This window comes from Streptomyces inusitatus, assembly GCF_014651115.1.
Taxonomy (GTDB): Bacteria; Actinomycetota; Actinomycetes; order Streptomycetales; family Streptomycetaceae; genus Streptomyces; species Streptomyces amakusaensis.
Genome location: NZ_BMWG01000016.1, coordinates 89159 through 103722, shown reverse-complemented (window position 1 = coordinate 103722; position 14564 = coordinate 89159). Strand labels below are relative to the sequence as shown.

Below are 14564 nucleotides of genomic sequence, written 5' to 3'. Positions count from 1 at the left end.
ACATACTGCCGCGAGCGAGCGGACAAGCCGGCGGGCGGGCGCGGCGGCCGTCGGGCGGAGCGGGGCTTACCGGCGCGGTGTCACGTACGCGCGCATCACGCACGCATCATGTACGCACTTCGAGCAGCGGGACCAGCTGCTCGACAGCGGTCATGGAGCCGTGCAGGCCGACCATCGCCGACTCGTGCCGCTCCTGGACGGAGGCGGTGATCGCGACCTCGTCGTGGGCGGCGGCGATCACATCGCCGATCCGTCCCAGGACCCGCTCGTCGACCGAGGGCCCGAACCAGCCGGCGGCGACGGCCTCCGCGCGGCTCGCGACCCAGAATCTGTCGCCCAGCACCTCGCGCCAGACGGCGAGCACATCGGCCTCGGCCCCGGGGACCGCGTAGACATGACGGGCTCTGCCCTCGCCGCCCAGCAGGGCGACCCCGGCCCGCAGCTCCCAGTCCTCGTCGAAGTCGATGCGCGACTCCTCGTCGAAGGGGATGTCGATCATGCCGTGGTCGGCGGTGACATAGAGCGCGGCGCGCGGCGGGAGCTGCTCCGCGAGACGCTGCACCAGCCGGTCCACGTACATCAGCTGGCCGCGCCAGGCGTCGGAGTCCACGCCGAAGCCGTGGCCCTTGCCGTCGACCTCGCTGTAGTACGTGTAGACGAGGGAGCGGTCACCGGCGGCGAGCTGCTCGGCCGCCAGATCCATCCGCTCCTCGCCGCCGAGCCTGCCGTGAAACGTTCCGCCGCTGAGCGCGATCTTGGTCAGCGGGGTCTGCTCGAACATCGGGGACGAGACCTGGGCGGTGTGCACCCCGGCGTCGTGGGCGCGCCCGAAGACGGTCGGGTACGGCTGCCAGGCGCGCGGGTCGGTGTACGGCTTCCAGCGGAGCTGGTTCATCAGCGCGCCGGTGGCGGGGTCGCGGACGGTGTAGCCGGGGAGGCCGTGGGCGCCCGGGGGGAGGCCGGTGCCGACCGAGGCGAGCGAGGTCGCGGTGGTGGCGGGGAAACCGGCGGTGATCGGCCGGCCGGTGCCGCCGCGCGAGGTGGGGAGGAGCGAGGTGAGGTAGGGCGCCTCGTCCGGGTGGTTTCTGATCTGCTCCCAGCCGAGCCCGTCGATCAGGAAGACGCAGTTGCGGTCGGCGGGGGTGAGCTCCTCGATGAGCGGGGTGAAACCCGGCACACCCTGGCCGGCCGCGAGGGTCGGCAGCAGATCGGCGAGCGAGCCCCTGCCGTACTCGGGCACCGGGGCGCTCTCGACGGTGAGGAGTTCGGGTTCGTCGGGCCAGAGGGCCGAGGCGGCGGGCTGGACCATCAGCGGGCGGTGCCGGTGGCCGCGGTCGCCTCGGAGAGCGCCTGGGCGAAGACGAGGGTCTGCCGGACGGTGTCCGGGCCGTCGCCGGCCTCGCTGACCCGGAGGCTGAGATCGTCGGCGGTGGAGTTGCCGGTGTAGCCGTGGTCGGCCTCGCAGTTGGGGTCGCCGCAGGCGGCGGGCTCCAGATCCAGCCGGGAGACCGCGCCCCAGCCGATGGTGAGGACGACCTCGCGGGGCAGGGTGCCGGGGGTGTACGACTCCGGATTGGCGACCACACGGCTGACCACGACCGACGAGATCCGGTCGAGCTTCACCGACTCGGTGGAGGTGGTGGCGTACGGCGTGGGCGAGCTGGAGTCGGCCGTCTGCTCGTCGGTGTGGCTGACGATGAAGCGGTTGCCGGTGAGAACGAGGACCGTGACATGGCGGCGCACTTCATTGGCGTCGAACGTGGTCTCCTGGTGGACCAGGTACGACGAGATCTGCTCTCCGCCGACAGCGGCCTCCACCGCCTCTGCCACGAGAGCCGGGTAGTAGCCGCTGCGCTCGATCGCCGCGCGCAGCCCCTGGGTCGTCGTACCGGTCTTCGCCATGCGGTCCATCCTACGGGGCCTGAGCGGCGCCGAGCGCTCAGTCCGCTCAGTAGCTGGGGAGTCGGCGCGGCCCCAGGTCGGTGAAGGTGGCGGGGGGCGCGAGACGGACGGACGCGCCGAGCACGGAGAGTCCGTGCTGAGCCACGACGACGGGTTCAAGACTGATTCCGACCACTTCCGGGTGGTCGTCCACCAGTCGTGATACTCGCAGCAGCAGCTCTTCGAGGGCCGGGGTGTCCACGGGGGCCGAGCCTCGCCAGCCGAAGAGGAGGGGAGCGGTCCGGATGGCTCTGATCAATTCCGCGGCATCGCGGTCGGTGGCCGGAATGAGCCGGTGGGAGGTGTCCCCGAGCAGTTCGGACGCCGCTCCGGCGAGCCCGAAGGAGAGGACCGCGCCGACGGCGGGGTCGATCACGGCCCGGACGACGGTGTCGACGCCCCGCGCGGCCATCGACTGGACGACGGGCCGCAGCTCGGCCGGTCTGCCGAGCAGCTCGGTCAGTTCGCGGTAGGCGTGGCGCAGCTGCGCCTCGTCCGCGAGGTCGAGCCGTACGCCGCCGAGGTCGGGGCGGTGGCGCAGATGGGGCGCGGTGGTCTTGAGCGCCACGGGGTAGCCGAGGCGGGCCGCCGCGGCGGCGGCCGCTTCGGGCTCGGGGGCGGGGAGGGTGGGCCGGACCGCGATTCCGTACCGCGCGAGCAGCTCGTGCGCGTCGGCGGCGGGGAGGGTGCCGCTGCCGCCCTCGGCGAGCAGCCGCTCGATCCGGTCGGCGGCTCCGCCCTCGTCGATGTCGTCGTACTGCGGAACCTTGCCGGGCTCGGCCGCGCCGCGCCGCCACTGCGCGTATCCGACCGCCTGCGACAGCGCCCGTACGGCCCGCTCGGCGGCGGGGTACGCGGGGATACGGCCCCGGCCGTTGCCGCCGGGGCCCGGATCCGGGGAGCCTGTGCCATCGGGCGGGCCCGGTGGGGTCGGGTTCCCGGCGGTGGACGCGCCGGTTTCCGGGGCGGCCGTCCGGCCGGTCCCGTCACCGGTCCCAAGGGCGGCGCGGCCGGGGGCCCGCGTACCGGGGCGGGGGTCCGCGTGCGCGGACGCGCCGGGGGTGTCGGTGTGCCCGGCCCCCGCCCCGGCGCGCGCGCCCGTGGCGCGGTCCGGTGCGGACGGACTTCCCGCGCCGGACGCTCCGGGCTCAGGGGCCGACGACGTACGGGAACGGGCGTCGGCGGGCTCGGACGGGCCGTCGGGACGGCCGTGGTCGGCGGTGGGCGGGCGGGGGCGGGCGCGGGTCGCGGCGAGGGCGCCGGAGAGGCCGCCCAGCTCCACATGGACCACCGCCACCGGCTTCGCCGGGGCGGGGGCCGCGGCGGCTGCCTCCCGGAGGGCCGCCGCCAGCACCTCGCCGTCGCCGGACTCGGACTCCCCGTTCTCCCCCACCCACGGGATCGCCGTCACCACCACGGCGTCGCAGCCGTCGTCGGCGAGCGCCCGGGCGAGGGCGGCGCGGAAGTCCGCCGGGGTGGCGTCCGTCGTCAGATCGAGCGGGGGCAGCGGGCGGAGCCCCTCCGTCAGGCACGCGTCGTACGTCAGCAGCCCCAGCGACTCGGAGTTCCCGAGGATCGCCACCCGGGGTCCGGCGGGCAGCGGCTGGCCCGCGAGCAGCAGCCCGGCGTCGATCAGCTCGGTGACGGTGTCGACGCGGATCACTCCGGCCTGCCGCAGCAGCGCCCCCACCGCCGCGTCCGGGATCCGGGTCGCCCGGACGGCGTGGCCGGGCGGCTCGCTGCCGCTGTGCCGGGCCCCCTTCACGACGACCACGGGCTTGACGGCGGCCGTGCGCCGGGCGAGCCGGGTGAATTTGCGCGGGTTGCCGATCGACTCCAGATAGAGGAGGACGACATCGGTGTCCGGGTCCTCGTACCAGTACTGGAGGAAGTCGTTGCCGGAGACGTCCGCCCGGTTCCCGGAGGAGATGAAGGTGGAGAGCCCGGCTCCCCTTCGGTGCAGCCCCGACAGCAGCGCGATGCCGATCGCGCCGGACTGGGTGAAGAGCCCGATCCGCCCGGGCTCGGGCATCTGCGGCGCGAGCGAGGCGTTGAGCCGGGCCGGGGCGGCGGTGCTGATGATCCCGAACGAGTTCGGGCCGATGATCCGCATGCCGTACGAGCGGGCCTGGCGGACCAGCTCCCGCTGGCGGCGTCTGCCGTCCACCCCGCTCTCGGCGTATCCGGCGGAGAGCACGACGAGCCCGCGCACTCCGTGCTCGCCGCAGTCGGCGACCGCCTCGGGCACCCGCTCGGCCGGGACCGCGACGATCGCGAGGTCGACCGTCTCCCCGGGCCCGCCGGTGATCCCGCCGGTGATCTCGCCGACGGAGCGGACCGCGGGCACCCCGTCGACCTCGTGCCACGAGGCGGGAAAGGCGCTGTTCACCGCGTAGACGCGGCCCGCGTACCCGCTGGCGACGAGATTGCGGAGCACACTCCGGCCGACCCCGCCCGGGGTGCGTCCGGCGCCGATCACGGCCACCGAGCCGGGTGCGAGGAGCCGCTGTACAGAGCGGGCCTCGGCGCGCTGCTCACGGGCGCGCTGCACGGCGAGGGACTTCTCGGTGGGTTCGAGATCGAGGGTGAGATGGACGGAGCCGTCCTCGAAGCTGCGCCGCTGGGTGAATCCGGCGTCCCGGAACACCTTGATCATCTTGGTGTTCGCGGGCAGCACCTCGGCGGCGAACCGCCGGATCCCGCGCTCCCGGGCCACCGCGGCGATGTGTTCGAGCAGCGCGGAGGCGACCCCGCGCCCCTGGTGGGCGTCCTGGACGAGGAAGGCGACCTCGGCCTGGTCGGCGGGGGCGCTCGCGGGGCGGCCCGCGGCGTCGATCCGGTCGTAGCGGACGGTCGCGATGAACTCCCCGCCCACGGTGACGGCGAGCCCGACCCGGTCCACATAGTCGTGGTGGGTGAAGCGGTGGACGTCCTTGGCGGAGAGCTGGGGGTAGGGCGCGAAGAAGCGGTAGTACTTGGACTCGTCCGAGACCTGTTCGTAGAAGCTGACCAGCCGCCCGGCGTCCTCGGTGGTGATGGGCCTGATGCGCGCGGTGCCCCCGTCGCGCAGCACCACATCTGCTTCCCAGTGATCGGGATAGGTCTGCTCAGCCGCGCTCCGCATGCCGAAAGCGTACGGCGGCCTGCTGGTCCCGTACCATGGCACACTGGTCTAGACAACCGATTTACCCCGAAGGGCAACACTATGGCTGAGCGCCGCGTCACCGTCGGCTGGGCCGAGGGCCTGCACGCCCGACCCGCCTCCATCTTCGTCCGGGCCACGACGGCCTCCGGCGTTCCGGTCACGATCGCCAAGGCCGACGGCAACCCGGTCAACGCGGCCTCCATGCTCGCGGTGCTGGGTCTGGGCGCCCAGGGCGGCGAGGAGATCGTGCTGGCCTCCGACGCCGAGGGCGCCGACGCCGCGCTGGACCGGCTGGCGAAGCTGGTCGCCGAGGGCCTCGAAGAGCTTCCCGAGACGGTCTGACCCGACCCTGACCGCCCCGGGGCGGAGCGAAGCCGTGGTGTCCCGTTCGCGGGACACCACGGCTTCGCTTTTTGTCAGAGGGAGACGCCCCGGGCGCGGAGATAGGCGACCGGGTTGACGTCCGAGCCGTACTCGGAGCCGGTGCGGGCCTCGAAGTGGAGATGCGTCCCGGTGGAGTTGCCGGTGGAGCCCGCGAGGCCTATCTGCTGGCCCGGCACGACGGCCTGGCCCACGGCCACACCGACGGAGGCGAGATGGCCGTACTGGGTGTAGGTGCCGTCGTTCATCCGGATCACGACGTTGTTCCCGTACGCGCCGCCCCAGCCGGCCTCCACGACGGTGCCCGAGCCGACGGAGACCACGGAGGTGCCGTAGGAGGCGTGGAAGTCGATGCCGGAGTGGCTGCCGGAGGACCAGAGCGAGCCGCCGGTCTGGTAGCCGGTGGAGATGTGGGAACCGGCGATGGGGAGCTGGAAGGCGTTGAGCCGCTTGCGCTCGGCCTCACGCTCGGCACGGGCCTCGGCCTCGCGGATCTCCAGGGCGCGGGCCACCGCGCGGCGCTCGGCCTCCTCGGCGGCCTCGACCCGGGCGACGGCCGCGCGCTGCTGGGTGGCGGCCTGGTCGGCGACCTCGTCGGCGAGGGAGTCGGCCTCGGCGTCGGCGGCGAGGATCAGGGTGGTCCCGGTGTCCTCCATGGACGCTGTGGTGCCGGTCTCGGCGGCGACCGCCGGGGTGGCGAGGGTTCCGCAGACCCCGGTGGTGGCGATGGTGGCGGCTCCGGCGATGGTCGCGCTCCGGCGCGTCATACGGCTCGGGGCACGGTGTTTCCCGGTGGGGCGGGTCAACGCCATGGAGAGGCTGATCCTTTCCTTCCTTCTCGCCTACCGGGTTAGCTGACGGGTTCGGAGCAGGAAGGTCTCCTACGCGTCCCTCCGCACGGACGCGAAGGCACACGATTCACCCCTGGGGACGGTGGGTCCCCGGCTCCCCGGGCTCGCGCCCTGTGGGGATTCGGCGATGGCTGCCCGTGCCACGAGTGCGGCGTACAGCGGGCGAACAGCCGGACCGACGCTATGCGCGCGGGCTTTCCTTCGCCAAACAGAGAGCGATTTTTGTTGCACATGCCACAGGGCAGACGGCTAGCTTCCACCTGATCAGCCATCAAAAGGGGCATTTAACTATCAAACGGCGGAACCCCGGCGGGCCGTCACCGCCGGGGTTCCCTCCGCGACCTCAATCAGCCGGTGACAACGGTCACTTCGCCGATGCCGAGCGCCTTGACGGACTCGGCGATCTGCCCGGCGTCCCCGACGAGCACCGTGACCAGCCGGTCCTCGGGGAAGGCGTTGACGACCGCGGCCGTCGCCTCCACGGTGCCGGTCTCGGCCAGCCGGACGTACAACTGGGCCTGGTAGTCGTCGGGGAGGTACTGCTCGACCTGGTCGGCCAGCGTCCCCGCGACGGAGGCGGCCGTCTCGAACCGCAGCGGGGCCACGCCCACCAGATTCTGTACGGCGACATCCCGCTCGGCGTCGGTGAGCCCCTCGGCCGCGAGCGTCCGCAGCACCTTCCAGAGGTCCTCCAGCGCCGGGCCGGTGTTGGGCGTGTCCACCGAGCCGCTGATGCCGAGCAGCGCCGTGCCCGAGCCGTCGGGGGCCGAGCGCAGCACCTGGCCGAAGGCGCGCACACCGTAGGTGTAGCCCTTCTCCTCGCGCAGCACCCGGTCGAGCCGGGAGGTGAGGGTGCCGCCGAGGCAGTACGCGCCGAGCACCTGGGCGGGCCAGACCCGGTCGTGGCGGTCCGCGCCGACCCGGCCGATCAGCAGCTGGGTCTGGACCGCGCCGGGGCGGTCCACGATGACCACCCGGCCGGTGTCGTCGGCGACGGCCGCGGGCACCGGGCGGAGGGCGGCGGTGTCGCCCGTCCACTCGCCGAGGGTCTCGGCGAGCACGGCGTCGAGGTCGACCCCGGTCAGATCGCCGACGATCACGGCGGTGCCGGTGGCGGGCCGGACATGCGCGTCGAAGAAGGCGCGCACGGCGGCGGAGTCGATCCGGGCGACGGTCTCCTCGGTGCCCTGCCGGGGGCGGGAGATCCGCAGGGAGGCCGGGAAGAGCTGGCGGTACAGCTCCTTGGCGGCGCGGCGGCCCGGGTTGGCGCTCTCGTGCGGGATCTCGTCCAGCCGGTTGCGCACCAGCCGCTCGATCTCGCTGTCGAGGAAGGCGGGTGCGCGCAGGGCCTCGGCGAGCAGCCCGAGCGCCTTGGTCAGCCGGGAGACCGGCACCTCCAGCGAGACCCGGACGCCGGCATGGTCGGCGTGGGCGTCGAGGGTGGCCCCGCAGCGCTCCAGCTCGGCCGCGAACTCCTCGGCGGAGCGCTTGTCGGTGCCCTCGGAGAGGGCGCGCGCCATGATGGTCGCGACCCCGTCGAGCCCCTCGGGCTCGGCGTCGAGCGGGGCGTCGAGATTCAGCTCGACGGCCACCACCTGCTGTCCTGGGCGGTGACAGCGCAGCACGGTCAGGCCGTTGTCCAGAGTGCCCCGGTCGGGGGCGGGGAACGCCCAGGGCCTGGCCTGTCCCGCCTGCGGCTGCGGGTGGAACTCCATGGTGGTCAGCGGCTCGGCGGTGTCGGTCACTGGCGCGCCCCTTCCTCGTCGTCGCTCTGCTCGGTCGTGTCGGAGTCCGCCGGGGCCTCCTGGTCGGGCCGGTCGCCCTCGGCGGCGGCGACCGGTTCGTACACCAGCACCGCGCGGTTGTCCGGGCGCAGCCGGGCGGCGGCGACCGCCCTGACCTCGTCGGCGGTGACGTCGAGCACGCGCTCGACCGCGGTCAGCGCGAGCTGGGGGTCGCCGAAGAGCACCGCGTAACGGCACAGTTCGTCGGCGCGGCCGGCGACGGTGGAGAGCCTGTCCAGCCATTCGCGCTCAAGCTGGGCCTGGGCGCGCTCCATCTCCTCGGAGGTGGGGCCCTCCTGGGCGAAGCGGGCCAGCTCCTCGTCGACGGCGGTCTCGATCTGCGGGACCTCGACGCCGCCTGAGGTCTTCACGTCCAGCCAGCCCAGCGAGGGGGCCCCGGCGAGCCGCAGCAGCCCGAACCCGGCGGCCACGGCCGTCCGGTCCCGGCGTACCAGCCGGTTGTGGAGCCGGGAGGACTCGCCGCCGCCGAGGACGGTGAGCGCCAGGTCGACGGCGTCGCACTCGCGGGTGCCGTCCTCGGGCAGCCGGTAGACGGCCATCAGGGCCCTGGCCGGCACGTCCTCCTCGACGACCTCGCGGAGCTGCTCGCCGATGTTCTCCGGGAGGGAGCCGTCGCGCGGGGGCTGCTTGCCGTCGTGGGAGGGGATGGAGCCGAAGTACTTCTCGATCCAGGCGAGCGTCTTCTCCGGGTCGATGTCGCCGACGACCGACAGCACCGCGTTGTTCGGCGCGTAGTAGGTCCTGAAGAAGGCGCGGGCGTCCTCCAGGGTGGCGGCGTCCAGGTCGGCCATGGAGCCGATGGGGGTGTGGTGGTACGGGTGGCCCTCGGGGTAGGCGAGGGCGGTGAGCTTCTCGAACGCGGTGCCGTAAGGAACGTTGTCGTAGCGCTGGCGGCGCTCGTTCTTGACGACGTCGCGCTGGTTCTCCATCGACTCGTCGTCGAGCGCGGCGAGGAGGGAGCCCATCCGGTCCGCCTCCAGCCAGAGTGCCAGCTCCAGCTGATGGGTGGGCATGGTCTCGAAGTAGTTGGTGCGCTCGAAGCTGGTGGTGCCGTTGAGCGAACCACCGGCGCCCTGCACCAGCTCGAAGTGGCCGTTGCCGTGGACCTGCTTGGAGCCCTGGAACATCAGGTGCTCGAAGAGGTGGGCGAGTCCGGTACGGCCCTTGACCTCGTGGCGCGAGCCCACGTCGTACCAGAGGCAGACCGCGGCGACCGGCGTCAGATGGTCTTCGGAGAGCACCACGCGCAGGCCGTTGGCCAGCCGGTGCTCCGTGGCTGTCAGGCCGCCCGATCCGGCCTGCGCTGTGGCCGTGTGACCCATGGGCATGTACGTCCCTTCGATCGCGATGCTTGGGGTGTTGTTTTCCCAGCACCGCCACTGTATGCACGCGGGCTGACAGCTGGCGAAGTTCCCGGGTTCCGGCCGGTCCCTTTCGGCGGCCCGCGGGACCCGTCCGGGCACGTCCGCCCGGGTCGCGTCGGGTGTTGTCAGTGGGACGGGACACAATGGTCCGCGTCAGTTCCCGATCCGGTACGTGAAGGAGCAGCAGCCGCGATGGCCCGCCGCAGCACGAAAACCCCGCCGCCCGAAGATTTCGAGGAGCGGATCCTCGACATCGACGTCGTCGACGAGATGCAGGGCTCCTTCCTTGAGTACGCCTACTCGGTGATCTACTCCCGTGCCCTGCCCGACGCCCGTGACGGTCTGAAGCCGGTGCAGCGCCGGATCGTCTACCAGATGAACGAGATGGGGCTCCGGCCCGACCGGGGCTATGTGAAGTGCGCCCGGGTCGTGGGCGAGGTCATGGGCAAGCTGCATCCGCACGGTGACGCGTCGATCTATGACGCGCTGGTGCGGATGGCCCAGCCGTTCTCGATGCGCGTCCCGCTCGTCGACGGCCACGGCAACTTCGGTTCGCTGGGCAATGACGACCCGCCGGCCGCCATGCGGTACACCGAGTGCCGGATGGCGGACGCCACCTCGCTGATGACCGAGTCGATCGACGAGGACACGGTCGATTTCTCGCCGAACTACGACGGCCAGGAGCGGGAGCCCGTCGCACTCCCCGCCGCCTATCCGAATCTGCTGGTCAACGGCTCGTCCGGGATCGCGGTCGGCATGGCGACCAATATGCCGCCGCACAATCTGGGCGAGGTCGTCGCCGCGGCCCGCCATCTGATCAGGCACCCGGGCGCGGACCTGGAGACGCTGATGCGTTTCATCCCGGGTCCCGATCTGCCGACCGGTGGCCGGATCGTGGGCCTGTCCGGCATCAAGGACGCGTACGCCTCGGGCCGGGGCACCTTCAAGATCCGTGCCACGGTGGCGGTGGAGGACGTCACCGCCCGCCGCAAGGGCCTGGTCGTCACCGAACTGCCGTTCTCGGTGGGCCCCGAGAAGGTGATCGCCAAGATCAAGGACCTGGTCGGCTCGAAGAAGCTCCAGGGCATCGCCGATGTGAAGGACCTCACCGACCGGTCCCACGGGCTCCGTCTGGTCATCGAGATCAAGAACGGCTTCGTGCCGGAGGCCGTGCTGGAGCAGCTCTACAAGCTGACGCCGATGGAGGAGTCCTTCGGCATCAACAATGTGGCGCTGGTGGACGGCCAGCCGCTGACCCTGGGGCTCAAGGAGCTGCTGGAGGTCTATCTCGACCACCGCTTCACCGTGGTCCGCCGCCGCAGCGAGTTCCGGCGCGGCAAGCGTCGCGACCGGCTGCATCTGGTGGAGGGCCTGCTCGTCGCGCTGATCGACATCGACGAGGTGATCCGGCTCATCCGCTCCAGCGAGAATTCGGCGCAGGCCAAGGAGCGGCTGATCGAGCGCTTCTCCCTCAGCGACATCCAGACCCAGTACATCCTGGACACCCCGCTGCGCCGGCTGACCCGGTTCGACCGGATCGAGCTGGAGAGCGAGCGCGACCGGCTGACCGAGGAGATCGAGGCGCTGACCCGGATCCTGGAGTCGGACGCCGAGCTGCGCAAGCTGGTCTCGGGGGAACTGGCGGCGGTCGCGAAGAAGTTCGCCACCGAGCGGCGCACCGTGCTGCTGGAGTCGGGGGCGGCCCCGGTCGCCGCGGTGGCCCTGGAGGTCGCGGACGACCCGTGCCGGGTGCTGCTCTCCTCGACCGGGCTGCTGGCGCGCACGGCGACGGGCGAGCCCCTCCCGGAGCCCGGGGCCGGGCGCGCCAAGCACGATCTGATCGTCTCGGCGGTGCTGGCGACCGCGCGGGCCGATGTGGGCGCGGTGACCTCGGCCGGGCGGCTGCTGCGGCTGGCGGTGATCGACCTTCCTCAGCTGCCCCAGACCGCGACCGCGCCGAATCTCTCCGGCGGCGCGCCGCTCTCCGAGTTCCTCTCGCTGGAGGCGGGCGAGAGCGTGATCTGTCTGACCACGCTCTCCGAGACCTCGCCCGGGCTGGCGCTCGGCACGCTCCAGGGTGTGGTGAAGCGGGTGGTGCCGGACTATCCGGCGAACAAGGAGGAGCTGGAGGTCATCACCCTCAAGGACGGTGACCGGATCGTCGGCGGCGCGGAGCTGCGCACCGGCGAGGAGGATCTGGTCTTCATCACCTCCGACGCCCAGTTGCTGCGCTATCCGGCCTCGCAGGTCCGGCCGCAGGGCCGGGCGGCGGGCGGCATGGCGGGCATCAAGCTGGCCGACGGGGCCCGGGTGCTCTCGTTCACTGCGGTGGATCCGGCGGCGGACGCGGCGGTGTTCACCGCGGCGGGCTCGACGGGCGCGCTTGACGCCTCGGTGACCTCGGTGAAGCTCACTCCCTTCGATCAGTATCCGCGCAAGGGCCGGGCCACCGGCGGGGTGCGCTGCCAGCGCTTCCTGAAGGGCGAGGACATCCTGCTGCTGGCCTGGGCGGGTCCCGCCCCGGCCCGCGCGGCACAGAAGAACGGCACCCCCTCGCGGCTCCCCGAGCCGGATCCGCGCCGGGACGGCTCGGGCACACCGCCGCTGTCGGACGTGGCGGTGCTGGCGGGGCCGGCGAGCTGAGTCCCGTACCACCGGTGCGCGCCCGACGGCGGCGCGCACCGGCGTACCGGGGTGGCGTACCGGCGTACCGGGGTGGGACGGCTAGAAAGCCTCGGGGTCCATGTCGTTCTCGGGATCCTCGGCGTCCGCGCCGTCCCCCGGTCGGGGCACATACCGCAGGACGCCCCAGAGGCTCCGTTCGTCGGGCTGGTCCGCCGGGGAGGTGACCCGGGCGGCGTCGAGGCCTTTGAGCAGGCCGGGGCCGTCGATCCCGGAGCCGATCAGCACCAGCCGGGAGAGGCGTTCGGCACCGGCCGGCCAGGGCTCGGGGTAGAAGCGCAGAAACCGCCCGACGGCGTGGACGGCGTACCGGTTGCGCGGATCGGCCGGGCCGAAGCCGACGAATCCCTTGATCCGGTAGAGCCCTTCGGGGCGGGCGTCGAGGAACTCCAGCAGCCGCCGCGGATGCAGCGGTTCCGGCGTGGTGAAGGAGACGCTCTCGTATCCGGTGTGCAGGTGGGAAGCGTGGCTGCCGCGGACCCCGCAGCCGTCGCCCTCGCCGTCACCGCCGTTGTCGTCCTCGTCCAGCAGATCTTCTTCGAAGGCGAGCTGTCCCACCCGCTCGGCGGCCGGTCTGCGGTCGAAGAACAGTTCAGGGTCGACCCGGCCGTGGACGGCCTCGACGACCGCCGTCCCGGTGCCGAGCGCCGTGCGCAGCCGGTCGAGTCCGGCCGCGCCGACCCGGTCGGTCTTGTTGAGGACGATCAGATCGGCGACGGCGAGATGGCGGTCGATCTCGGGGTGCCGCTCGCGGGTGGACTCGTACTCGGCCGCGTCGACGACCTCGACGAGCCCGCCGTACACGATCCGCTCGTTCTCGCTGGCGAGCACCATCCGGACGAGTTCCTGCGGCTCGGCGAGTCCGCTCGCCTCGATCACGATCACATCGAGGCGGGCGGCGGGGCGGGCGAGCTTCTCCAGGAAGACGTCGAGTTCACTGGCGTCGACGGCGCAGCACAGACAGCCGTTGCCGAGGGAGACCGTGGAGTCGCCGAGCTGTCCGGCCACGGTCATGGCGTCGATCTCGATGGAGCCGAAGTCATTGACGATCGCGCCGATCCGGGTGCCGCGGGAGGCCCTCAGGAGATGGTTGAGCAAGGTGGTCTTGCCCGATCCGAGGAAGCCCGTCAGGACGATGACGGGGATCTGGTCGCTCGGCGCGGGGACGGGGCTCACCTGTGGCCTCTCTCAGACTGCGGGTACGGGCTGCGGCGGGGGCGGTCCGCTGTAGCGGGCCGCCGGACGGATGATCTTCGAGTCCGCCGACTGCTCCAGGATATGGGCGCTCCAGCCGACCGTGCGGGCCGCGCAGAAGGTGGGGGTGAACATCTGGCGCGGCAGTCCGCACAGCTCCATGACCACCCCGGCGTAGAACTCCACATTGGTGTGCAGCTCCCGGCCCGGCTTGAGTTCCGCGAGGATCGCGACGACCTCCCGCTCCACCTGGACGGCCAGCTCCACCAGCGGGCCGCCGAAGCTCTCGGCGATGGAGCGCAGCATCCGTGAGCGCGGGTCCTCGGTGCGGTAGACGGGGTGGCCGAAGCCCATGATCCGCTCGCCCGCGAGGACGCGTTCGGTGATCCAGGGCCGGATCCGGTCGGGGGTGCCGATGGCGTCGAGGGTGTCCAGGGCGCGGCTGGGCGCGCCGCCGTGCAGGGGCCCGGAGAGCGCCCCGATCGCGCCGGTCAGCGCGGCGGCGACGTCCGCGCCGGTGGAGGCGATCACCCGTGCGGTGAAGGTGGAGGCGTTGAAGCCGTGGTCGACGGTGGAGATGAGGTACCGCTCGATCGCCCGGGCCCGGTCGGGGTCCGGCTCGGCGCCGGTGAGCATGTACAGGTAGTTGGCGGCGTACGGCAGGTCCTCGCGGGGACGGACCGGCTCCAGGCCCCGGCCGAGCCGGTGGAGCGCGGTGAGCAGGGTGGGTACGAGGGCGCAGAGGGCGAGGGCGTCGGCGCCGCGGGCCTCGGCGTCGAGGTCGTACACGGGGCGCATCCCGGCGGAGGCCCCGAGCAGCGAGAGGGCTGTCCGCAGCCCGGCGAGCGGGCCGGAGGGGGCGCTCGCCCGGGCGATGGCGGGGAGGGCGTCGCGGATCTCCGCCGGGGCCTCGCGCAGGGCGGCGGTGCGGGCGAGGAAGGCGTCGCGCTCGGCCGCGTCCGGGAGCCGTCCGTGGTGCATCAGATGCCAGACGTCCTCGAATCCCCTGCTCCGCGCGAGGTCGACGGCCGAGTACTGGCGGTAGTGGTAGAAGCCCTCACGGCCCCTGACGTCCCCCAGGGCGGTGTCGGTGACGACGACGCCGGCGAGCCCCCGGGGCACGGCGGCCACGGCGGTGGCCACGGCGGTGCTGCTGTCGATGGCGTTCACGGAGTTCTCCTCACTCAAAAGTTGATTCGAC

Annotated in this window: 10 protein-coding genes and 1 riboswitch; of the genes, 2 read left to right on the top strand and 8 right to left on the bottom strand. The window is 72.6% G+C overall.

Annotation, left to right across the window (positions count from 1 at the left end; all coding sequences use genetic code 11):
- Positions 1-106: 106 nt before the first annotated feature.
- Genes IE247_RS22740 through IE247_RS22730 form a run of 3 tightly spaced genes read right to left on the bottom strand, consistent with a single transcriptional unit; the run spans position 107 to position 5065 of the window.
- Positions 107-1309, bottom strand: a complete 1203-nt coding sequence (locus IE247_RS22740) for an alkaline phosphatase family protein (protein WP_190125087.1) — start codon at positions 1307-1309, stop codon at positions 107-109.
- Entirely contained in the window at positions 1309-1902 is a 594-nt protein-coding gene (locus IE247_RS22735; protein WP_190125086.1) for a DUF5998 family protein, read from the bottom strand. The genes IE247_RS22740 and IE247_RS22735 overlap by 1 nt, the downstream gene beginning before the upstream one ends.
- Before the next feature lie 46 nt (positions 1903-1948).
- Positions 1949-5065 (bottom strand): bifunctional acetate--CoA ligase family protein/GNAT family N-acetyltransferase, encoded by a 3117-nt coding sequence (locus tag IE247_RS22730; protein ID WP_190125085.1) that lies wholly within the window; start codon positions 5063-5065, stop codon positions 1949-1951.
- A gap of 81 nt (positions 5066-5146) precedes the next feature.
- Between IE247_RS22730 and IE247_RS22725 the strand changes: the two genes are divergently transcribed.
- On the top strand, positions 5147-5428 hold the full coding sequence (locus tag IE247_RS22725; protein WP_190125084.1) for an HPr family phosphocarrier protein: 282 nt from the start codon (positions 5147-5149) through the stop codon (positions 5426-5428).
- A 74-nt stretch (positions 5429-5502) separates the two neighbouring features.
- Here the strand turns inward: IE247_RS22725 and IE247_RS22720 are convergent, their stop codons facing one another.
- The 3 genes from IE247_RS22720 to IE247_RS22710 form a co-directional block, all read right to left on the bottom strand.
- Positions 5503-6279: a M23 family metallopeptidase gene (locus IE247_RS22720; RefSeq protein WP_190125083.1), complete on the bottom strand. Its 777-nt coding sequence runs from the start codon at positions 6277-6279 to the stop codon at positions 5503-5505.
- Between the two features lie 13 nt (positions 6280-6292).
- A riboswitch (cyclic di-AMP (ydaO/yuaA leader) is annotated at positions 6293-6455 on the bottom strand.
- 210 nt (positions 6456-6665) lie between these two features.
- On the bottom strand, positions 6666-8033 hold the full coding sequence (locus IE247_RS22715; protein WP_190125139.1) for a M16 family metallopeptidase: 1368 nt from the start codon (positions 8031-8033) through the stop codon (positions 6666-6668).
- A gap of 26 nt (positions 8034-8059) precedes the next feature.
- On the bottom strand, positions 8060-9445 hold the full coding sequence (locus IE247_RS22710; RefSeq protein ID WP_190125138.1) for a M16 family metallopeptidase: 1386 nt from the start codon (positions 9443-9445) through the stop codon (positions 8060-8062).
- Positions 9446-9679: 234 nt separating this feature from the next.
- Here IE247_RS22710 and IE247_RS22705 point away from each other — a divergent pair, with 234 nt between their 5' ends.
- Entirely contained in the window at positions 9680-12130 is a 2451-nt protein-coding gene (locus tag IE247_RS22705) for a DNA gyrase/topoisomerase IV subunit A (RefSeq protein ID WP_190125082.1), read from the top strand.
- An 81-nt stretch (positions 12131-12211) separates the two neighbouring features.
- Here the strand turns inward: IE247_RS22705 and IE247_RS22700 are convergent, their stop codons facing one another.
- Positions 12212-13345 carry a CobW family GTP-binding protein gene (locus tag IE247_RS22700; protein WP_190125081.1) on the bottom strand — a complete coding sequence of 378 codons (1134 nt, stop codon included), beginning with the start codon at positions 13343-13345 and terminating at the stop codon, positions 12212-12214.
- Positions 13346-13357: 12 nt separating this feature from the next.
- Entirely contained in the window at positions 13358-14533 is a 1176-nt protein-coding gene (locus tag IE247_RS22695) for a citrate synthase/methylcitrate synthase (protein WP_373305600.1), read from the bottom strand.
- Positions 14534-14564: the final 31 nt, after the last annotated feature.

Excerpts from the sequence above, each read along its gene's own strand:
- IE247_RS22740 (WP_190125087.1), bottom strand. The coding sequence starts at position 1,309 with ATGGTCCAGCCCGCCGCCTCGGCCCTCTGGCCCGACGAACCCGAACTC.
- IE247_RS22735 (WP_190125086.1), bottom strand. The coding sequence starts at position 1,902 with ATGGCGAAGACCGGTACGACGACCCAGGGGCTGCGCGCGGCGATCGAG.
- IE247_RS22730 (WP_190125085.1), bottom strand. The coding sequence starts at position 5,065 with ATGCGGAGCGCGGCTGAGCAGACCTATCCCGATCACTGGGAAGCAGAT.
- IE247_RS22725 (WP_190125084.1), top strand. The coding sequence starts at position 5,147 with ATGGCTGAGCGCCGCGTCACCGTCGGCTGGGCCGAGGGCCTGCACGCC.
- IE247_RS22720 (WP_190125083.1), bottom strand. The coding sequence starts at position 6,279 with ATGGCGTTGACCCGCCCCACCGGGAAACACCGTGCCCCGAGCCGTATG.
- IE247_RS22715 (WP_190125139.1), bottom strand. The coding sequence starts at position 8,033 with ATGGAGTTCCACCCGCAGCCGCAGGCGGGACAGGCCAGGCCCTGGGCG.
- IE247_RS22710 (WP_190125138.1), bottom strand. The coding sequence starts at position 9,445 with ATGGGTCACACGGCCACAGCGCAGGCCGGATCGGGCGGCCTGACAGCC.
- IE247_RS22705 (WP_190125082.1), top strand. The coding sequence starts at position 9,680 with ATGGCCCGCCGCAGCACGAAAACCCCGCCGCCCGAAGATTTCGAGGAG.